At 72.9% G+C, this 20,208-nt stretch carries 18 protein-coding genes; 10 read left to right on the forward strand and 8 right to left on the reverse strand.

Annotated elements, in window-relative coordinates; translation table 11 throughout:
- Nucleotides 1-191 precede the first annotated feature (191 nt).
- Entirely contained in the window at nt 192-1,472 is a 1,281-nt protein-coding gene (gene clpX, locus NH2_RS16575) for an ATP-dependent Clp protease ATP-binding subunit ClpX (protein ID WP_067654517.1), read from the forward strand.
- Nucleotides 1,473-1,661: 189 nt separating this feature from the next.
- Nucleotides 1,662-2,087 carry an STAS domain-containing protein gene (locus NH2_RS16580; protein WP_084505602.1) on the forward strand — a complete coding sequence of 142 codons (426 nt, stop codon included), beginning with the start codon at nt 1,662-1,664 and terminating at the stop codon, nt 2,085-2,087.
- A 127-nt stretch (nt 2,088-2,214) separates the two neighbouring features.
- On the opposite strand, the gene NH2_RS16585 is transcribed toward NH2_RS16580, so the two are convergent.
- Nucleotides 2,215-2,589 (reverse strand): nuclear transport factor 2 family protein, encoded by a 375-nt coding sequence (locus NH2_RS16585; protein WP_067654519.1) that lies wholly within the window; start codon nt 2,587-2,589, stop codon nt 2,215-2,217.
- 328 nt (nt 2,590-2,917) lie between these two features.
- Here NH2_RS16585 and mihF point away from each other — a divergent pair, with 328 nt between their 5' ends.
- On the forward strand, nt 2,918-3,232 hold the full coding sequence (gene mihF, locus NH2_RS16590) for an integration host factor, actinobacterial type (RefSeq protein ID WP_067654521.1): 315 nt from the start codon (nt 2,918-2,920) through the stop codon (nt 3,230-3,232).
- A gap of 19 nt (nt 3,233-3,251) precedes the next feature.
- Entirely contained in the window at nt 3,252-3,662 is a 411-nt protein-coding gene (locus NH2_RS16595; RefSeq protein ID WP_067654523.1) for an NUDIX hydrolase, read from the forward strand.
- Nucleotides 3,663-3,710: 48 nt separating this feature from the next.
- Here NH2_RS16595 and fdhD read toward each other — a convergent pair whose 3' ends face one another.
- The 3 genes from fdhD to NH2_RS30195 are packed head-to-tail and all read right to left on the reverse strand — an operon-like array spanning nt 3,711 to nt 8,403.
- The gene (gene fdhD / locus NH2_RS16600) at nt 3,711-4,562 is read right to left on the reverse strand and encodes a formate dehydrogenase accessory sulfurtransferase FdhD (protein ID WP_067654525.1); all 852 of its coding nucleotides are present in this window, start codon (nt 4,560-4,562) and stop codon (nt 3,711-3,713) included.
- Nucleotides 4,559-6,868, reverse strand: a complete 2,310-nt coding sequence (locus NH2_RS16605) for an FdhF/YdeP family oxidoreductase (protein WP_067654527.1) — start codon at nt 6,866-6,868, stop codon at nt 4,559-4,561. Before NH2_RS16605 ends, fdhD begins: the two co-directional genes overlap by 4 nt.
- Before the next feature lie 32 nt (nt 6,869-6,900).
- Nucleotides 6,901-8,403 carry an FHA domain-containing protein gene (locus NH2_RS30195; protein WP_067654528.1) on the reverse strand — a complete coding sequence of 501 codons (1,503 nt, stop codon included), beginning with the start codon at nt 8,401-8,403 and terminating at the stop codon, nt 6,901-6,903.
- Between the two features lie 164 nt (nt 8,404-8,567).
- On the opposite strand from NH2_RS30195, the gene NH2_RS16615 reads away from it, so the two are divergent.
- Nucleotides 8,568-9,092 (forward strand): GNAT family N-acetyltransferase, encoded by a 525-nt coding sequence (locus NH2_RS16615; protein WP_245650611.1) that lies wholly within the window; start codon nt 8,568-8,570, stop codon nt 9,090-9,092.
- 232 nt (nt 9,093-9,324) lie between these two features.
- Here the strand turns inward: NH2_RS16615 and NH2_RS16620 are convergent, their stop codons facing one another.
- Nucleotides 9,325-10,824, reverse strand: coding sequence for a glycerol-3-phosphate dehydrogenase/oxidase (locus tag NH2_RS16620; RefSeq protein WP_067654529.1), 1,500 nt, complete (start codon nt 10,822-10,824; stop codon nt 9,325-9,327).
- Nucleotides 10,821-11,408, reverse strand: a complete 588-nt coding sequence (locus NH2_RS16625; RefSeq protein WP_157103818.1) for a TetR/AcrR family transcriptional regulator — start codon at nt 11,406-11,408, stop codon at nt 10,821-10,823. The genes NH2_RS16620 and NH2_RS16625 overlap by 4 nt, the downstream gene beginning before the upstream one ends.
- A 47-nt stretch (nt 11,409-11,455) precedes the next feature.
- On the opposite strand from NH2_RS16625, the gene NH2_RS16630 reads away from it, so the two are divergent.
- Both NH2_RS16630 and NH2_RS16635 read left to right on the forward strand, forming a co-directional pair.
- Complete coding sequence (locus NH2_RS16630) at nt 11,456-13,090, forward strand: FAD-binding oxidoreductase (protein ID WP_245650612.1); 1,635 nt, start codon at nt 11,456-11,458, stop codon at nt 13,088-13,090.
- Nucleotides 13,087-14,037, forward strand: coding sequence for a YegS/Rv2252/BmrU family lipid kinase (locus tag NH2_RS16635; protein WP_067654533.1), 951 nt, complete (start codon nt 13,087-13,089; stop codon nt 14,035-14,037). Before NH2_RS16630 ends, NH2_RS16635 begins: the two co-directional genes overlap by 4 nt.
- Nucleotides 14,038-14,114: 77 nt before the next feature.
- Here NH2_RS16635 and NH2_RS16640 read toward each other — a convergent pair whose 3' ends face one another.
- On the reverse strand, nt 14,115-14,762 hold the full coding sequence (locus NH2_RS16640; RefSeq protein ID WP_245650613.1) for an AAA family ATPase: 648 nt from the start codon (nt 14,760-14,762) through the stop codon (nt 14,115-14,117).
- A 388-nt stretch (nt 14,763-15,150) separates the two neighbouring features.
- On the opposite strand from NH2_RS16640, the gene NH2_RS16645 reads away from it, so the two are divergent.
- From NH2_RS16645 to NH2_RS16655, 3 genes are all read left to right on the forward strand, one after another.
- Nucleotides 15,151-17,844: a valine--tRNA ligase gene (locus tag NH2_RS16645; protein WP_067654535.1), complete on the forward strand. Its 2,694-nt coding sequence runs from the start codon at nt 15,151-15,153 to the stop codon at nt 17,842-17,844.
- Complete coding sequence (gene folC, locus NH2_RS16650) at nt 17,841-19,304, forward strand: bifunctional tetrahydrofolate synthase/dihydrofolate synthase (RefSeq protein ID WP_084505603.1); 1,464 nt, start codon at nt 17,841-17,843, stop codon at nt 19,302-19,304. Before NH2_RS16645 ends, folC begins: the two co-directional genes overlap by 4 nt.
- 62 nt (nt 19,305-19,366) lie before the next feature.
- Nucleotides 19,367-19,732, forward strand: coding sequence for a DUF4233 domain-containing protein (locus NH2_RS16655; RefSeq protein WP_067655714.1), 366 nt, complete (start codon nt 19,367-19,369; stop codon nt 19,730-19,732).
- Here NH2_RS16655 and NH2_RS16660 read toward each other — a convergent pair.
- Nucleotides 19,721-20,185 (reverse strand): hypothetical protein, encoded by a 465-nt coding sequence (locus NH2_RS16660; protein ID WP_157103819.1) that lies wholly within the window; start codon nt 20,183-20,185, stop codon nt 19,721-19,723. The two genes, NH2_RS16655 and NH2_RS16660, sit on opposite strands and share 12 nt — an antisense overlap.
- Between the last annotated feature and the right edge of the window lie 23 nt (nt 20,186-20,208).

Below are 20,208 nucleotides of genomic sequence, written 5' to 3' on the forward strand. Positions count from 1 at the left end.
ACATCGCCGCCCCGCCCGCCACACCGGTGGATCGACCGTCGTGACGACGAGTGTTCGCCTCGGCACCGAGCGTGCCGTGCCGGCGGCGGGGCCGCAGCGCGGACGGACGTCGCCGCGGTGCGGACGAACGGCGGACAGCTGGCAGCCGGGAACAACGGTTGCACGCGGACAAGGAAGTAGGGACCCACGAGATGGCGCGCATCGGTGATGGCGGCGATCTGCTCAAGTGCTCGTTCTGCGGAAAGAGCCAGAAGCAGGTCAAGAAGCTCATTGCGGGACCAGGGGTGTACATCTGCGACGAGTGCATCGATCTCTGCAACGAGATCATCGAGGAGGAGCTCGCCGAGTCGAGCGAGGTCAAGCTGGACGAGCTGCCCAAGCCCGCGGAGATCAGGGACTTCCTGGAGAACTACGTGATCGGGCAGGACACCGCGAAGCGCACGCTCGCCGTGGCCGTGTACAACCACTACAAGCGGATCCAGGCCGGGGACAAGAGCCGGGACAGCCGGGGTGAGACGGTCGAGCTGGCCAAGTCCAACATCCTGATGCTCGGCCCCACCGGCTGCGGCAAGACCTACCTGGCGCAGACGCTGGCCAAGATGCTCAACGTGCCCTTCGCGATCGCGGACGCTACCGCGCTCACCGAGGCGGGCTACGTCGGCGAGGACGTCGAGAACATCCTGCTCAAGCTGATCCAGGCCGCCGACTACGACGTGAAGCGCGCCGAGACCGGCATCATCTACATCGACGAGGTCGACAAGATCGCCCGCAAGAGCGAGAACCCGTCGATCACCCGCGACGTCTCCGGCGAGGGCGTGCAGCAGGCGCTGCTGAAGATCCTGGAGGGCACCCAGGCGAGCGTGCCGCCGCAGGGCGGGCGCAAGCACCCGCACCAGGAGTTCATCCAGATCGACACGACGAACGTGCTGTTCATCGTGGCGGGCGCGTTCGCCGGGCTGGAGAAGATCATCTCGGATCGCACCGGGCACCGCGGCATCGGCTTCGGCTCCGAGGTGCGCTCCAAGGCCGAGATCGACACCGCCGACCACTTCGGCGAGGTGATGCCGGAGGATCTGATCAAGTTCGGGCTCATCCCCGAGTTCATCGGCCGGCTCCCGGTCGTCGCCTCGGTGACCAACCTGGACAAGGAATCGCTGGTCAAGATCCTCTCCGAGCCGAAGAACGCACTGGTCAAGCAGTACGTCCGGCTCTTCGAGATGGACGGCGTCGACCTGGAGTTCACCGACGACGCGCTGGAGGCGGTGGCCGACCAGGCCATCCTGCGCGGCACCGGCGCCCGCGGCCTGCGGGCGATCATGGAGGAGGTCCTCCAGCCCGCGATGTACGACATCCCCAGCCGCGACGATGTCGCCAAGGTGGTCGTCACCGCGGACACGGTGAACGACAATGTGCTGCCGACCATCGTGCCGCGCAAGCAGCAGCGCACCGAGCGCCGCGAGAAGTCGGCGTAGCTCGCTCGACCCCCGGGCGCGGCGGCCGCCCGGGGAATCGGTGGTGTGATGACCTGTCACAGCGGGTACTCCACGGTGAAGGTTGAGTTACAGCAGCCCAGTTCCGAGGCGGCCCATCCGAGGCCTTGGTCGCGGGACGCTCCACCCCGCCGACCACGGTCGACGCGAACGCACAGGACCGAGGTCCTCATGATCGTTCTCGCCCCACCCCGCACGTCCGTCGCGCCACCCGCGCCCGCCGCCAAGCGCGGCAGCCCCGGCGATCGGCTCCGCATCGCGGTGACCCATCCCGGCGCTGCCCTGACGCTCTGCGCCGTCGCCGGTGATGTGGACGGCTACACCGCCGAGATCTTTGCCCGCCGGCTCGCCGCCGCGCTGGATCGCCCCGCGCCATTGGTCGCGGTGGACCTCTCCAAGGTCACCTTCTTCGGTAGCGCCGGGCTGCGCGCGCTGCTCGACATCCGCGCCGAACTCGAGGAAACCGGTCGCTCGCTGTGCGTGCTGGCCGGAACTCCGTGCGTGGAGCGGCTGCTGGCCGTCGCCGCGGTCCAGCCTCCGCTCCGGACGGTGACGGACTTGGCGGCGGCGGCCGCGCTGGCGGCGCGGACGAGCTAGCGCCGGACGAGCCGGCGCCGAATCGCACCGGGCGCGCGGACGACGCCGGCCGCGCAGGCGGCGTGGCGGGTTCGCCCGCGAGCGGGCTTGCCGTCGCATGCGGGTGGTTGGTTCCGGGAGGGCGGCCCTACCCCTTGACCTGCATGTCGTCTTGGCCCCAGTAGGCCCGCATGTGCGTGATCCTGCCGTCGGCGTCGAACTCCATGACGTCGATCGGCGACACCACGAAGCTCTGGTCGCCGAATGTGGTGGTCAGCGTGAATTGGAAGGCGGCATGGCCCTCGACCGCGCGCACGGTGCCCTCGGCCAGCTCGGTGGTGCGCTCCAGGCCGGTGATGACGTCGTAGAACGCGGCGATCTCGGCGTGCCCCTTCTTCGGGTCGGTGCCCACCGGATCCTCGATCACGGCGTCCTCCGCGTAGAGCGCCACGATATCCGCGGTCGAACCGGACCCGACCAGTTCGACGTACCGGAGCACCACGTCGCGGATCTGCTGTGCCATGCCAACCTCTGTTTCCGAGCGAAAGTGGAACGTGTTCTAGTTCGCAGGGTAGCAGGGGGCGCATGGTCCGCGGCCCGGAAACAGGGTGGGAAGCGTCGTCGATTCCCTCGGGTTCGCCGTTGAACCCGGTGTTCCGATGCCGTACCCGATTGTCGAGATCCCGGGTTGGTGCGTTACCTCACGATGGTGTAGACCGGCTATGACGGCGGGATTCATCGCGTTCGCGCGGTGTTTTTCCGGTGTGTCGGCCGTTCGGCGCCGATCCGGTGCTGTCTAATCGGTCCGGTTGATTCAGATGTTCGATGTGACGAGTGAAAGCGGAGGAGAAATGGCACTGCCCACGATGACCGCCGAACAACGCTCGGAAGCGCTGGCCAAGGCGGCGGCGGTACGGAAGGCACGCTCGGAGCTGATCGGCAAGGTGAAGTCCGGCAAGGTGAGCGTCGCCGACCTGCTGAAGAAGGCGGACTCGGACGAGCTGGTCAAGAAGACCAAGGTGGCCGCCGTCATCAAGGCACTGCCCGGGGTCGGCCCGGTCAAGGCCGCGAAGCTGCTCGACCAGGCCGATATCCCCGAGGATCGCCGGATCGGCGGCCTCGGTGCGCGGCAGCGGGCCGCGCTGCTCGACGCGCTCGCGCCCTGAGGCACTACATTCTCCAGGTATGACCGGGGTATCGACGCTCACCTCCGTGGCCTGGCTCTGCCTGCGGGAACGCAGGCTGCTGGCCGTCCGGACCGAGGGCAGGGACGCCTTCTACCTGCCGGGCGGCAAGCCGGAGCCGGGGGAGACCCTGGTCGGCGCACTGGTACGCGAGGTGCGCGAGGAGGTCGGCGTCGACCTGGAACCGCACGGGATCACGCCCGTGGTGACGATCACCGCGCCGGCCCACGGGCTTCCCGGAACCCTGGTCGAGATGCACTGTTTCACCGCGCCGGGGCACGGGGTCCCCGCCCCGGCCGCGGAGATCGCCGAGCTGGCGTGGTTCGGGCCGGAGGACGCGCACCGGTGCGCCCCGGCCGTGGTCGAGGCGCTGGAGCACATCACCGCCACGGGCGCCTGGTCGGGATTCTGAGCCGGCGGGTGCCCGGGGTTGGCCCTCGGCACCGCCGCGGGGGCGCGCTCAGCGGGGCGCGGGCTGCGGCTCCGCGCGCTCCGCGCCGGCGGCGAGGATGCGCTGCTCGCCCGCGTAGATGTTCATGGTCTCGCCGCGGAGGAAGCCCACCAGGGTGAGGCCGGATTCGACGGCAAGGTCGACGGCGAGCGAGCTCGGGGCGGAGACCGCGGCGAGCAGCGGGATCCCGGCCAGCACCGCCTTCTGCACCAGCTCGAAGGAGGCGCGGCCGCTCACCACGAGCAGCAGGTCGTGCAGCGGCACCCGGCGCTGCAGCAGCGCCCAGCCGATCACCTTGTCCACCGCGTTGTGCCTGCCGATGTCCTCGCGCACGCAGAGCACCTCGCCCGCCGGGGTGAAGAGCCCGGCGGCGTGCAGCCCGCCGGTGGCGTCGAAGACCGACTGCTCGGCGCGCAGCGCGTCCGGCAACCCCGCCAGCACCTCCTGCGCGACCACCGGGCCGTCGCCGGTCAGGGGGTATGCGGTAGCGGTGTGTACCTGGTCGAGTGCGGTGCGCCCGCAGAGCCCGCAGGCACCGGTGGTGAGCACCGTGCGGGCGGGGATCGCCGCCGCGTGCCGCAGCTGCACATCCAGCACGTTGTAGGTATTGCGCCCCCGGTCGTCGGTGCCCGCGCAGTACCGGGCGCTCACCACCTCCTCTGCGGTCGCGATGACGCCCTCGGCCAGCAGGAAGCCGTGCACCAGGTCGATATCGCCGCCGGGGGTGCGCATGGTGACGGTGAGCGACTGCCCGTTCACCCGGATCTCCAGCGGCTCCTCGACCGCGAGCGAGTCCGGCCGGGTGATCTGCCCGGTGGGGGTGATGCGGCGCATCCGGCGGCGCGCGGTCACCCGGCTCACGACGCGGCGCCGACGTGCACGTGCGGCTCGATCCGGATCACGACCGCCTTGGAGACCGGGGTGTTCGACTCCGCCGCCACGTGGTCCAGCGGCACCAGCGGGTTGGTCTCCGGGTAGTAAGCGGCGGCATTGCCACGCGGGGTCGGGTAGGGCACCACGCGGAAGGCGATCACCCGGCGCTCGACGCCGTCGGTGAACTCGGAGACCAGGTCGACCAGCTGCTCCGGCACCAGCCCCAGCTCGGCGATGTCGTCCGGGTGCACCAGCACCACCCGGCGCGCATTGCGCACCCCGCGGTAGCGGTCGTCCAGGCCGTAGATGGTGGTGTTGTACTGGTCGTGGCTGCGCAGCGACTGCAGGATCAGCCGCCCCTCCGGCACCGGGAGCCAGACCAGGTCGTGCACCCCGAAATTGGCCCTGCCGGTGCCGGTGCGGAACTCGCGCGCGTCACGCGGCGGATGCGGCAGCTGGAACCCGTTGCGCGAGCGCACCTTCGCGTTGTAATCGGCGCAGCCGGGGACGACCCTGGCGATGGCGTCCCTGATCCGGTCGTAGTCGTGGCGGAAGTCGTTCCACGGCACCGGGTGCTCCGGGCCGAACAGCTCCGCCGCCAGCTCGCAGACGATGGCGACCTCGCTGCGCAGCTCGTCGCCGACCGGCCGCAGCCGCCCGGTGCTCAGGTGCACCATCGACATCGAGTCCTCCACCGAGACCTGCTGCCGCTCGCCGCCCTGCACATCCAGGTCGGTGCGGCCGAGGGTGGGCAGGATGAGCGCGGTGCGGCCGTGCACCACGTGGCTGCGGTTGAGCTTGGTGGAGACCTGCACGGTGAGCTCGCAGGAGCGCAGCGCGGCCTCGGTGACCTCGGTATCCGGCGAAGCCGAGGCGAAATTTCCGCCCATGGCCATGAAGAACTTCGCCCTGCCGTCGCGCATGGCCCTGATCGCGGCCACGGTGTCGAAGCCGTGCGCGCGCGGGCTGGTGATGCCGAGCTCGCGGTCGAGCGCGGCCAGGAAGGGCTCCGGCATCTTCTCCCAGATGCCCATGGTGCGATCGCCCTGCACATTGGAGTGGCCGCGCACCGGGCAGACGCCCGCGCCCGGCTTGCCGATCATGCCGCGCAGCAGCAGCAGGTTGGTGGCCTCCTCGATGGTGGCGACGCCGTGCGCCTGCTGGGTGAGCCCCATGGCCCAGCAGATGATGGTGCCGCGCGATGCGGCCATCCGCTGGGCGGTGCGCTCCAGCTGCGCGCGGGTCAGCCCGGTGGCCCGCTCTACGAGGGCGAGGTCGGTGCCGCGGGCCTGCCGCTCGTACTCGGCGAAACCCGCGGTGTGCCGCTCGACGAAGTCGCGGTCGAGCACGGTGCCGGGCGCGCGGTCCTCCGCCTCGAAGAGCAGCCGGGCCAGGCCGCGGAAGAGTGCCATATCGCCGCCGAGCCGGATCTGCAGGAAGTCGTCGGCGATATCCATGCCGGTGGTGAGGCCGCGCGGGGTCTGCGGGTCGCGGAAGCCGAGCAGCCCGGCCTCCGGCAGCGGGTTCACCGCCACCACCGTGGCGCCCGCCTTCTTCGCGTCGCCGAGCGCGCTGAGCATGCGCGGGTGGTTGGTGCCCGGGTTCTGCCCGGCCACGATGATCAGGTCGGCCCGGGGGAAGTCGTCGATGGAGACCGAGCCCTTGCCGATGCCGATGGCGCGGGAGAGCGCGGTGCCGGAGGACTCGTGGCACATATTGCTGCAGTCCGGCAGGTTGTTGGTGCCGTAGGCGCGGACCAGGGCCTGGTAGAGGAAAGCGGTCTCGTTCGCGGTGCGGCCGGAGGTGTAGAAGACGGCCTCGTCCGGGGAGCCGAGGGTGCGCAGGGCAGCGGCGATCAGGCGGTAGGCCTCGTCCCAGGCGATCGGGCGGTAATGCGTGTCGCCCGCGCGCAGCACCATGGGGTGCGTGATCCGGCCCTGCTGGCCGAGCCAGTAGCCGGACTTGCCCGCGAGGTCGGCGATGGAGTGCGCGGCGAAGAACGCCGGGTCGACGGTGCGCAGCGTGGCCTCCTCGGCCACCGCCTTGGCGCCGTTCTCGCAGAACTCGGCCGGGCGGCGGTGGCCGGAGGGCTCCGGCCAGGCGCAGCCGGGGCAGTCGAAGCCGTGCACCTGGTTCAGCCTGGTCAGGGTGCGGGCGGTGCGGACCACGCCCATCTCCTCCACCGAGCGCTTCAGCGCCACCGCCACCGCCGTGAGCCCGGCCGCCTGCCGCTTCGGCGCGCTGACCTCCAGCGCGGCTTCATCGATGTCGGTGCGGGGGCTGTCGCGATGCATACCCGACATTCTCCGCCAAATCGTGGGATGTGTCAGTGAGGTTGGTCCGGGAGGTAGGTGAGGACCCGGTCACTGATCCGCACCCTGGCACCGGGCGGGAGCTCGATGCGGTCGGTGCCGATGCGGGCCCACTCGTCGGTGCCCGGCGCCGCGACGAAGGTTCCGGCGCCGGTCCCGGCGTCGCGGACGAAGACATTGCCGTTGTCGATATCGACGTAGGCGTGCACCCGGGAGACGTGGCGGTCGCGCGGGAGCACCAGCGGGGCCGCGACCGCCGCCTTGACGGCGGCGTCGGCCTGCGGGCCGCGGCCGATCACGTACGGGCGGTCGAGGGGGTAGGCGGTGCCGTCCACGACCAGGGCGCCGAGTGCGCCGCTCTCCGGGTCCGCGACGATCGGCATGGCCCGTGTTCCGCCGCCGGTTGCCTTCCGCAGCGCTACCCTGCCCTGCGCGTCCCGGCCGGGAGATTCGCCCGCGCGGGGCGCGAACATGCGGGAGGACGGGGGTGCGCTGCCGGTGCGCGGGGCGAAGGTGCGGGGGGCGTCCGGGACCTGGGACCACGCGAGGGGGCGCGGGGGGTCCGGGCGGGGCGGGGCTTTGGCGGTGGGGTCGGCGTCGTTGGGCGGGAAGGTGGGGTTGTGGCCGGTTCCGGCCGGGGTGTGGCCGGTCGCGACCGGTGTGCTGGTGGCGCTCCCAGTTGCGGGTGGGTTGCTTGCCGCGGCGTGGGCGGTCGCGGCGTAGGTTGTTGCGGCCGGCTGCCCGTTCGGGGCAGGGGCGCTCGCGGTGTGGCCGGTCGCGGTTCCGGCGTCGGCGGGGGAGTAGCCGGTCGCGGGTGCGTGGCCGGTAGCCGGACGGTCGCTTTCCGCTGAAGTGCCACCGGCCGCCTTGCGGCCCCGGCCGGAGCGGACGGTCGTCGCGGAGGTGCCGGGCCCGGCGGAAACGGCGACCTCGGCGCCGGTGGGCTCGGGGGTGGCGGCGAAACCGGAGGCCTGGGTCGGGGGCGGCTCGCCCGCTTCGGGTTCGGGGGTGCGGCGGGTGGCGGCTTTGCGTCCAGCCACCTTGCGCAGGGCGGCGCGCAGGACGAAACCGCCGCCGGGCACCACGCCCTCGCGGAGATCGCTGTGCGCCGCGACGGTGAGCGGAAACTCCTCGTCGGGGCCGACGGAGATGGTGCGCACCGGTTCGCGGACGATCTCGTCCACCCAGGTGAAGGCCCGTTCCCCGGAGAGCGTGCGCACCCCCTCGGCCCCGTGCAGCTGCGCGCTCACCGGCCCGCGGAGCAGCAGCAGGGTGCCGTCGGGGGTGGGCGCGACCACGCCGAACGGCGGCGGCTCCGCATTGCCGGCGAAGACCACCGCGGCGAGCCGCTGCGCGATCGCCGGCCCCGGCCGCTCCCCGTCGGCGGCCGCGCGCACCGCGCCGAGAATCCGATCGGTGGCGGCATTCGCGCCGGCCAGAAAGACGACGACGCCGCCGAAGCGGGCGACGAGCCCGGCGCCGGGCACGATCCCGACGGTGGACGTTTCACTGCGCATTCGCGCCCTCCTTCCCGGCGCCGGCACCGACATCCCCAGCCAGCATAGAGGCGGCCGTCCGGCCCCGGGCCCGGTCGGCGGGTGGCGAAGGGCACCGCAGGGGTTGTCCGCGCCCGGCCGAAAAGGGGCACGGGAGACCGGGCCGCGCGGCTAGGGTGCGACCCGTGATCCGCCCCGCAGTCCCCGCCGACCTGCCCGTCCTGCAGGAACTCGAGATGGCGGCGGGGGCGCCCTTCGCGGCGCTCGGCATGCACGCGGTGGCGGAAGATGATCCGCCCGCGCTCGAGGTGCTCGGCGAGTACGTCGGGGCCGGCCGGGCCTGGGTCTGGGCCGAGGGCGGGCATCCGGTCGGCTACCTGGTGCTCGACCTGGTCGACGGCGCCGCGCACATCGACCAGGTCTCGGTGGATCCGGCGCTGCGCGGCAGGCGCATCGGCCGCAGGCTGGTCGACCACGCCGTCGCCTGGGCGGTAGCGCACGGCCTGACCGCGCTCACCCTGACCACCTTCGTCGAGGTGCCGTGGAACGGGCCGTACTACCGGACGCTCGGCTTCACCTTCCTCGCGCCGGAGCAGGAGACGCCGGGGTTGCGCGCGCTGCGCGCCGCCGAGGCCGCGCACGGCCTGGACCGGTGGCCCCGCGCCTGCATGCGCGCCGAACTCGCCGACTGGCGCCCGCTGCCCGGCTGAGGTGCCTGCGCGGGTTCGTCCGGCCGGAGCGGTGATTCGGGCCGGGGCGGCACCGGCGTCTGCTGCGCATGGTGCACGGACAAGCCCGCTGACCACCGCGGAGGCCGAGGAGCCGGGGCCGCGGACGTGCGGAACGGCATTCGGATGGTGATCCGCGGTGGAAGCGCCCAGGCCGGCTCGATGCCGCGCAGGGCAGGCTGCGGCCCGGCGGTTCGGCACGTGGCGAACGCCGTCAGCCGAAGGCCGCTTCGGCGGCGGGCAGCGCCGCTTCCCGGTCGGCGGCGACGAGGCCGATGCGGCTGCGCCGGTCGAGCAGGTCGCCCGCGTCCAGCGCGCCCTCGTGGCTCACGCCGAAGGCGAACTCCGCGTGCGTGACATCGATTCCGGGGGCGACCGGCGCGCCGGACCCGGCCGCGGCGACGACCGGCGCCTCGGCCCCGTACCGCTCCAGCAACCCCTGCGGTGCCACCAGACGATCCCGCTCGACCCCCGAAACCGCCCCGGCCAGCGACAGATCCCGCGTGCGGCAGGGCCCGGCCACCAACCCGGCGGTCCGGACCGCGGTATCGACGGCATCCTCCGCCATCCGGCGATAGGTGGTGAGCTTCCCCCCGACCACCGTCACCATCCCGCTCGGCGCGACCAGCACCGCATGTCTGCGGGAGAGGTCGGCGGTGGCACCGCCCTCGGTGCGCAGCAGCGGCCGCAGCCCGGCGAAGCTCCCGCGAATATCGCCGCGCCCCAGCGGTTCCCGCAGCACCGAGTTCACCACCTCGAGCAGGAAATCGACCTCACCATCGGTCGGCTCGGGGACGTCGGGCACCGGCCCCGGCGCGTCCTCGTCGGTGAGCCCCAGGTAGACCCGCCCGTGCGGGGCTGGCAGCGCGAAGACGAAGCGCCCGATGCTGCCCGGCACCGGTACGGTGAGCGCCGCGCTCAACCTGCCGAAGGCCGCGGCCCCGAAGACCAGGTGCGTCCCCCGGCTCGGCCGCAGCGAGATACTCGGGTCGACGGTGTCCGCCCACACCCCGGCCGCGTTCACCACCACCCGCGGCCGCAGCTCCAGCGTCTCGCCGCCGAGCGTGTCGCGCAGCACCGAACCACCGCGCTCGGCCGCGACCCGGGTGAGCACGATCGCCCCGTGCGCCGCCGCGGTGCGCGCCAGCCCGACCACCAGCCTGGCATCGTCGACCAACTGCCCGTCCCAGGCCTGCAACCCGCCGCGCAGCCCGGCCCTGCGCACGGTCGGCGCCAGCCGCAGCGTCTCGGCGGCGGCGATCCGGCGCGAGCGGGGCAGCGCGGCCGCGGGGGTGCCCGCACCGCGGCGCAGCACGTCACCGGCGGCGAAACCGGCCCTGACCAGCGCGCGCTGCGCCCCGCCGAGGCCGGGCAGCAGCGGCACCACCTGCGGCAGCGCGCGCACCAGGTGCGGGGCCGTCCGCTGCAGCAGGATGCCGCGCTCCACCGCGCTCTCGTGCGCGATCCCGACCTGCCCGGAGGCCAGGTACCGCAGCCCGCCGTGCACCAGCTTGGAGCTCCACCGGCTGGTGCCGAAGGCCAGGTCGGCGCGTTCGGCGAGCACCGTGCGCAGCCCCCGGCTCGCGGCGTCCAGCGCGACCCCGGCGCCGGTCACGCCGCCGCCGATCACCAGGACGTCGACCGCGGGGTCGGTGCCGAGCGCGGCCAGCTCGCGGCCGCGGCGAGCGGCGTTCAGGGCAGAATCGCCGGTCACGGTGAGTCCTCTCGGTCGGGCCGCAGGTAGCCGTCGACGGCGCGGGTGAGCTCGGCATCGAGCGCGGGGCCGTCGAGCAGCTCGGCGACCGTGCCCGCCGACTGCACCGCGGACTGGACGATGAGCAGCAGCATGGTCGCCATCCGCTCCGGCTCGCCCGCGCGGATGGAGCCGTCCCCGGCACCGTCGGCGATGACGGCGGCGAAGAGCTCGATGAGGGCGCGCTGATTGCGGCCCAGCCTGCCGAAGACGTAGGTCAGCATGAGGTCGGTGTCGGTGCGGAAGATCTTGGCGAAGAGCGTGTTCGCGCGCACCAGCCGCGCCCCGCCGACCACCCCGGTCACCAGCCGGGTCCTGGCGTCGCCCGCGGCGGGCATGCTCGCCGCCACGATGTCGCGCAGTTCGCGGACCAGCAGTTCGGCGATGAGCGAGCCGGTGTCCGGCCAGCGGCGGTAGACCGTCGGCCTGCTCACCCCGGCCCGCCGCGCCACCTCGGTGAGCGTGCTGCGGCGCACCCCGAACTCCGCCACGCAGTCGCGCGCGGCGCGGAAGATCGCGTCGTCGACGGTCTCGGGTTCCGGCACGTTTCCCCTCGGCTTACTTCTTGACAGATCGTGTCACACTGTAACGCATGGTGGAGACGAGGAACCCCGCGGCCGAGACCGACCGGACGGCGTCCGCACCGGGTATGGTGTGGGACGCCTGGGGGGTCCCCGCCGGGCACAAGCCGCTCCCGGAGCAGGTCCGGAGCCTGGTCAGCCAGGTGTTCGGGGTTTCGGGGGAGCCGGTGGCGCGCCGTGATGAGGGCGGCGTGCCACTACCGGAGCCCGCGCTTCCGCCCGCGCTGCTCGCCGGGCTCGGCGCGGTGGTCGGCACCGAGCACGTGACCACGGCCCACACCGACCGGCTGCGCCACGCGGGCGGCAAGAGCACCCCCGACCTGCTGCGCCGCCGCGCCCCCGGCACGCAGGAGGCACCGGACGCGGTGGTCTTCCCCGGCAGCCACGACGAGGTGCTCGCGGTCCTCTCCTTCTGCGCCGACCTCAGGATCGCGGTCGTCCCGTTCGGTGGCGGCACCAGCGTGGTCGGCGGGGTGCGGCCGCTGCGCGACGGCTGCGCGGCGGTGATCGCGCTCGACCTGCGCAGGCTGACCGGGCTCACCGAGGTGGACCCGGTCGCGGGCCTCGCGACCCTGGGCGCCGGGCTCACCGGCCCGCGGGCCGAGGCGCTGCTCGGCGAGCACGGCCTCTCGCTCGGCCACTACCCGCAGAGCTTCGAGTTCGCCAGCATCGGCGGCTTCGCGGCCACCCGCTCCTCCGGGCAGGCATCGGCCGGGTACGGCCGCTTCGACGACATGGTCGAGCGGCTCACCGTCGCCACCCCGGCAGGCACGCTCACGCTCGGCCGGGCCCCGGCCTCGGCCGCGGGGCCGGACCTGCGCGCGCTCTTCCTCGGCTCCGAGGGCACGCTCGGCGTGATCACCGCGGTGACGCTGCGCGTGCACCCGGTTCCCGCCGCGGTCGAGTACCAGGGCTGGTCCTTCCCCGATTTCGAAACCGGCGCCGCCGCACTGCGTTCGGTGGTGCAGGCCGGCGCGGCGCCGACCGTGCTCCGGCTCTCCGACGAGGCCGAGACCGGGGTGAACCTGGCCCGCTCCGGCGATATCGGTGGCGGCGCGGTGGCGGGCTGCCTCGCGGTGACCACCTTCGAGGGCAGCGCGGCGCACGTGGCCGCCCGCTCGGCCGAGGCGCACGCCCTGCTCGCCGCCGCGGGCGGCACCGCGCTCGGCCCGCAACCCGCCCGCGAGTGGGAGCACGGCCGCTTCCACGCGCCCTACCTGCGCGATGCCCTGCTCGACGTCGGGGTGCTCTGCGAAACCCTGGAGACCGCGACCACCTGGTCGAATCTGGCCGCGCTCAAGGCCGCCGTCACCACGGCGCTCACCGAGGCGCTGGGGCGGCAGGGCACGCCGCCCCTGGTCATGTGCCACGTCTCGCACAGCTACCCGACCGGCGCCTCGCTCTACTTCACCGTGGTGGCCAGGCAACTCGACGCCGCCGCCAAGCAGTGGGCCCTGGCGAAGACCGCCGCGGGCGACGCCATCACCGCGCACGGCGGCACCATTACGCACCACCACGCCGTCGGCACCGACCACCGCGCCTGGATGCCCGCGGAGATCGGCGACCTCGGCGTCCGGGTGCTGCGCGCGGTCAAGCGCGAGCTGGACCCGGCCGGCATCCTCAACCCCGGAAAGCTGCTGCCGTGATCCGCCGGGTCACCGTGGTGACCAATCCGCGCTCGGGGGCCGGGCGCGGGCACGGGGTCGCGGGCGCCACGCTGGCCGCGCTCACCGGGCGCGAGGCCGAGATCACCGAGGTGCGGGCCGACACCGCCGCGGAATCGGCACGGCTGGTGGCGGATTCGGTGCGGGACCCGGAGTCGCGGCCGGACGCGGTGGTCTGCGTCGGCGGCGACGGGCTGGTGAACGTGCTGCTGCCCGCGCTCGCGAACACCGGGGTCCCGCTGGGGCTCGTGCCCGCAGGCACCGGCAACGACCTGGCCCGCGAACTCGGCATACCCGTGGACGACCCGGTCGCGGCGGTGGAGCTGCTGCTCGCCGGGCACACCCGCACGCTCGACCTCGGGTCGATCGAGCGCGCGGCGGGGGAGCAGTGGTTCGTCACGGTGGCCGGGACCGGCTTCGACGCGCGGGTGACGTTGCGCGCCAACGCCATGCGCAGGCCGCGCGGCGCGCTGCGCTACACCGTGGCGGCGCTCGCCGAGCTCGGCAGCGGGCTCGGCGTGTCCTACCGGCTGGAGCTGGCCGGGCTCGCCCCCGGCGCCCTGGACAATCCGGCCACCGCCGACGGCCGCGCCGTGCTGGAGACCGAGGCCGTCATGGTGGCGATCGGCAATACCCGCACCTACGGCGGCGGCATGCTCATCTGCCCCGACGCCGAGCCGGACGACGGGCTGCTCGACCTCACCGTGGTCGGCGCGGTCTCCCGGCCTGCGATGCTGCGGTTGCTCCCCGCGCTCTCGGCGGGCAGGCGGATCGACCACCCGGCTACCACCCAGCTGCGCTGCGCCGAGGTGACGCTCACCGCGCCCGGCGCGCCCGCCACCGCCGACGGCGAACCGGCGGGCGAACTGCCGATCAGGGTGCGCGCCGTTCCCGCCGCGCTGCGCGTGCTGGTGCCGAGTCGGAGGTAGCGTCTCGGCCTGCGTTCCGGCGCGGGTTCAGGAGGTCGCCGTCGGCGCTCCGGGGACGTAAGCGTGGCGCGGCGGAGTCAGTCCTCGAAAGTGATCCGCTGCAGGCGATTCAGCGCGGCCCGATCGGTGAGCACGGTGGAGGCGGTCGGCCCGGGCGCCGCGGTGTCGCGGACCGCGTCGGCGACCAGCCCGCGCCACCGTCTGCAGTGCAGCGCGAAGGTGACCGGGTTGATCCGGCGCCCGCGCGCCCGCTGCCCGGCCCGCGCCACCTCCGGCGCGACATCGAGCATGACGACGTGCAGCTCCCGCCCGGCCGCCGCGGTCCAGCGGGCGATCATCCGCCTGCTCCAGCGGTAGGTCGCGCAGTCGTGGATCACCACCGGCCCGGCGGCGCCGCGCAGCGCCGCGCGCACCGCGGCGTAGTGCCTGACGTGCATGATCGGCCGCCAGAGCGGGTAGGGCAGCCAGTCCAGGGTCCGGCGCAGCCGCACCCTGGACTGCTGCGAATCCACCACCAGCGCGCCCTGCGCGGAGCGGGCGGGCGCGTCGGCCTCCGCCGGGGTGCCGAAGAAGGTGTGCAGCGCGGTGCTCTTGCCCGCCCCCGGAATGCCTGCGACCACCAGCGCCGTCCGCGCCGGATACCGCAATTCGCCCACCCCGGCGGCGGTTTCGGCGCTGCCGCGCAGATCGTGCAGTTGGTGCGGCGCGAGCGCGAAAGCCCGCACAACGGGCAAATCGGGCTCGGGCGATGAGGCCGGTGCAATCTCCAGCGGGGGGTTCACCCCTTCCAGGCTCCCCATCGAAAGCCGTTTGGGCAACCGGGAAAACCCTGGGATCGCCCGGCTTTCGGACGCCGGCCGCCGGAGCGGGGCGCCGACCGGATTCGCCGACCTGGAAAAAGGACGTATCGGATATCGCTGCCCCAGTTGCCGTGGAAACCAAAGAACTCCCAGCTAGGCGCGGCAATTACCGAAGCTGAGAATCCCCTGTGGATACTCGGTCCGGCGGATGATCACCGGTAAGCTCGGAGGTGTCGGCGGGGCGTCCGGTGTCCCTCATCCACCGGACGCCCCGCCGATCTCTTCGTTCGGGCGGTGTCCGTAGAATCACGACGTGACCAGCACAGCCCCCGACAGTTCGCGTAATCGTGCCGAAGCACTCCCCAAGAGCTGGAACCCCGGCGAGGTGGAGTCGCCGATGTACGAGCGCTGGGTAGCCGCTGGATACTTCGCCGCCGATCCGGCGAGCGGCAAGCCGCCGTACTCCATCGTCCTCCCGCCGCCCAATGTCACCGGCACCCTGCACATGGGCCACGCCCTCGACCACACCGTCATGGACACGCTCGCCCGCCGCAAGCGGATGCAGGGCTACGAGGTGCTCTGGCTGCCCGGCATGGACCACGCGGGCATCGCCACGCAGTCGGTGGTGGAGAAGCAGCTCGCGGCGGACGGGAAGACCAAGGAAGATTTCGGCCGCGAGCTCTTCATCGACAAGGTCTGGGACTGGAAGCGCGAGTCCGGCGGCGCCATCCAGGGCCAGATGCGCGCGCTCGGCGACGGCGTCGATTGGGGCCGCGACCGCTTCACCATGGACGACGGCCTCTCCCGCGCGGTGCAGACCATCTTCAAGCGGCTCTACGACGCCGGGCTCATCTACCGCGCCGAGCGGCTGGTGAACTGGTCGCCGACGCTGCGCACCGCCATCTCCGACATCGAGGTCAAGTACGAGGACGTGCCCGGCGAGCTGGTCTCGCTGCGCTACGGCTCGCTGGACGACGCCGAGCCGCACGTGATCGTGGCCACCACCCGGGTGGAGACCATGCTCGGCGACACCGCGGTCGCGGTGCACCCGGAGGACCCCAGGTACCGGGCCATGGTCGGCACCACGATCGAGCACCCGATCACCGGGCGGCAGATTCCGATCGTGGCCGACGACTACGTGGACCCGGAGTTCGGCACCGGCGCGGTGAAGATCACCCCCGCGCACGACCCGAACGACTTCGAGCTCGGGCTCCGGCACGATCTGCCGATGCCGACGATCATGGACGAGCGCGGCCTGATCACCGGGACCGGCACCGAATTCGACGGCATGGACCGCTTCGAGGCCAGGGTCGCGGTGCGCGAGCGGCTGGCCCGCGAGGGAAGGGTGGTCGCGGAGAAGCGGCCCTACCTGCACAGCGTCGGGCACTCCGAGCGCAGCGGCGAGCCGATCGAGCCGCGGCTCTCCATGCAGTGGTGGGTGCGGGTGGAGACGCTGGCCAAGGCCGCAGGCGACGCCGTGCGCGACGGCGACGTGGTGATCCACCCGGCGAGCCAGGAGCCGCGCTGGTTCGAGTGGGTCGACAACATGCACGACTGGTGCATCTCGCGCCAGCTCTGGTGGGGCCACCGCATCCCGATCTGGTACGGCCCGGACGGCGAGGTGGCATGCCTCGGCCCGGACGAGACCCCGCCGGCGGGCTGGGAGCAGGACCCGGACGTCCTCGACACCTGGTTCTCCTCCGGGCTGTGGCCCTTCTCCACCATGGGCTGGCCGGAGCGCACCGCCGAGCTGGAGCGCTTCTACCCGACCAGCGTGCTGGTGACCGGCTACGACATCATCTTCTTCTGGGTCGCCAGGATGATGATGTTCGGCATGTACGTCGCCGGCGACGCGGTGCTCACCGACGGCAAGCCCGCCGGGCAGAAGCAGGTGCCTTTCCGCGACGTCTTCCTGCACGGGCTGATCCGCGACGAGCACGGCCGCAAGATGTCGAAGTCCAAGGGCAACGGCATCGACCCGCTGGACTGGGTGCGCGATTACGGCGCCGACGCGCTGCGCTTCACCCTGGCCCGCGGCGCGCAGCCGGGCGGCGACCTCTCGGTCGGCCCCGCGCACGTGCTCGCCTCCCGCAGCTTCGTCACCAAGCTCTTCAACGCCACCAAGTTCGCGCTCATCAACGGCGCCCGCACCGGTGATCTCCCCGCCGACCGCACCGACGCCGACCAGTGGATCCTGGACCGGCTGGATGCGGTGATCGTCGAGGTGGACGCCGCCTTCGACGGCTACGAATTCGGCAAGGCCTGCGAGGCGCTCTACCACTTCGCCTGGGACGAGCTCTGCGACTGGTACCTGGAGCTGGCCAAGGTGCAGTTCGCCGAGGGCTCCGCGGATGTGGAGAACACTGCGCGCGCGGAGAACACCGCGGTGGTGCTCGGCCACGTGCTCGACTCGGTGCTGCGGCTGCTGCACCCGGTGATCCCGTTCGTCACCGAGGAGCTGTGGCGCGCGCTGACCGGCGGCGAGTCGGTGGTGATCGCGCCGTGGCCGCGCGCCACCGGGATCGCGCCGGACACCGCGGTGACCCGTCGGCTCACCGACGCGCAGCGGCTCATCACCGAGATCCGCCGCTTCCGCAGCGACCAGGGGCTCACCGACAAACAGCGGGTGGCGGCCGTGCTGGACGGCCTCGGCGAGGCCGGGCTGGACGCGCACCGCGCGAGTATCGCCGCCCTGGCCCGGCTCACCGAGGCCGACGCGGATTTCGCCGCCACCGCCGAGGTCGAGGTGCGGCTCAGCACCACCACGGTGACGGTCCGGGTGGATACCTCCGGCACCGTCGACCTGGAGGCCGAGCGCCGCAGGCTGGAGAAGGACCTGGCCGCCGCGGAGAAGGAGCTCTCCGGCACCACCGCCAAGCTCGGCAACGAGGCCTTCCTGGCCAAGGCGCCGGAGCCGGTGGTCGACAAGATCCGGACCCGGCGTGATGTCGCCGCGGCCGAGGTGGAGCGGATCGGCGCCCGCCTCGCCGAGCTGGGCGCGCGGTGACCGGGCCGGACGGCAACCCCGACCCGGAGACCCGGCTCGGCGGCGGCGCCACGCTCGGCACCGGCGCCTCGCCGGTGGAGCTGGCCGAGCTGGCGCTGGTCGAGGCCGAGCTGGACAAGCGCTGGCCGGAGACGAAGATCGAGCCGTCGCTGACCCGGATCTCCACGCTCATGGACCTGCTCGGCTCGCCGCAGCACGGCTACCCGGCGATCCACGTCGCGGGCACCAATGGCAAGACCTCGGTGACCAGGCTGATCGACGCGCTGCTCAGCGCGCTGCACCGGCGCACCGGCCGGATCACCAGCCCGCACCTGCAGCTCGCCACCGAGCGGATCGCCGTCGACAACGCGCCGATCACCCCCGGCCGCTACGTCGAGCTGTACCGCGAGCTGCTGCCGTACCTGGAGCTGATCGACGCCCGCTCGCTCGCGGCGGGCGGCCCGGCCATGAGCAAGTTCGAGGTGCTCACCGGCATGGCCTTCGCGGCCTTCGCCGAGGCGCCGGTGGACGTCGCCGTTGTCGAGACCGGGATGGGCGGCACCTGGGACGCCACCAATGTGGTGGACGGCCAGGTCGCGGTGATCACCCCGATCGGGCTGGACCACATGGACTACCTCGGCCCCGATCTCACCGCCATCGCGGGGGAGAAGGCCGGGATCATCAAGAAGGCGCCGGAGAGCCTGGTGCCGCGAGACACCGTCGTGATCATCGCCGAGCAGCAGCCCGAGGCCATGGAGGTGCTGCTGCGCCGCGCGGTCGAGGTGGACGCCGCGGTGGCGCGCGAGGGGTCGGAGTTCCGGATTCTGGGCAGGCGGATCGCGGTCGGCGGCCAGCAGCTGGAGCTGCAGGGGCTCGGCGGGGTCTACGACGACATCTTCCTGCCGCTGCACGGCGAGCACCAGGCGCACAACGCGGTGCTCGCGCTCGCCGCGGTGGAGGCGTTCTTCGGCGCGGGCGCGGACCGGCAGCTCGATATCGACGCGGTGCGCGAGGGCTTCGCCGCCGCGGCCAGCCCCGGCCGGATGGAGCGCATGCGCAACGCACCGACCATCTTCGTCGACGCCGCGCACAACCCCGAGGGCGCGCGGGCGCTGGCCGCGACGCTGACCGCCGAGTTCGACTTCCGCAAGCTGGTCGGGGTGGTTGGCGTGCTCGGCGACAAGGACGTGCCCGGCATCCTGGAGGCGCTGGAGCCGGTCTTCGACGAGATCGTGGTCACGCACAACGGCTCGCCGCGCGCGCTCGACGTGGATGTCCTCGCCGATCTCGCGGTGCAGCGCTTCGGTGACGAGCGCGTGGTCACCGCGCCCACCCTGCCGGATGCGCTGGAGACCGCGATCGCGCTGGCCGAGGAGGTCGGCGACGCGGGCGAGGCGGTGTCGGGGGCCGGGGTGGTGGTCACCGGGTCGGTGGTCACCGCGGGCGCCGCGCGCGCCCTGTTCGGAAAGGATCCGGCGTGAGCGAGTCAGGCGGCGAAGGGCAGCGCGAATCCGGCGCGGCCGCCCCCGAGGTCCCCGATCCCATGAAGGGGTTCCGCGGGGTGATGGCGGGCGCACTGGTGCTGGAGGCCATCGTGGTGCTGCTGGCGCTGCCGGTGGTCGCCACCGTCGGCGGCGGAATCACCTGGCTGTCCGGGAGCTACCTGGTCGGGCTGGGGCTCGTGATGTTCCTCGGCGCCGGACTGCAGGGCCGGCCCTGGGCCATTCCGTTCAATCTCACCTTGCAGGTGCTGGTGATCGCCGGCGCCCTGTTCCACCTGTCGATCGGCGTGATCGGGCTGATCTTCGCCATCGTCTGGGCCTTCCTGCTGATCCTGCGGCACGACGTCAAGAAGCGCTACGACCAGGGGCTGCTGCCCAGCCAGCGGCTGCGCGGCTCAGGCGGGTAGCACGGCGAGCAGAACCAGGCGATTCCCGGTCTCCTCGAGGTAGGCGCGCGGCCACCACTCGGAGGCGGTCTCGCCGGTGAGCGCGCGGTCCAGCGCGCGGCCGGTGCGGAACGGGCCGTCGGGCAGCAGCGGACGCAGCGGGTCGCGCAGGTCGGGGTCCTCGCCGGTGAGCGCGCTCAGGGCGCGCAGTTCCCCGGCGCGCTCCGGCCGCAGCTCGACCACCGCCTCGATCCACACCGTGCTCGGGCCGGGTGCGGCGCCGCGCTCCGAGTTGTTGTCCCAGCTGACCCACCCGGTCGTCACCGGCTCGCCGAGGCCGGGGAAGCGCTGGATGAGCGGCTCCGGCTCGTGCCGCACCGGCAGGCTCTGCCCGGGCGTGGTCCGCTCGGCACAGCCCGTGGCGGCGGCGAGCGCCACCGCCGCGAGCACGACCAGCCGCATCACTGCCGTCATCTACCCCGCCTACCTCCCGTCCG

The organism is Nocardia harenae NBRC 108248 (assembly GCF_001612885.1).
In the GTDB taxonomy this organism is placed as follows: Bacteria; Actinomycetota; Actinomycetes; order Mycobacteriales; family Mycobacteriaceae; genus Nocardia; species Nocardia harenae.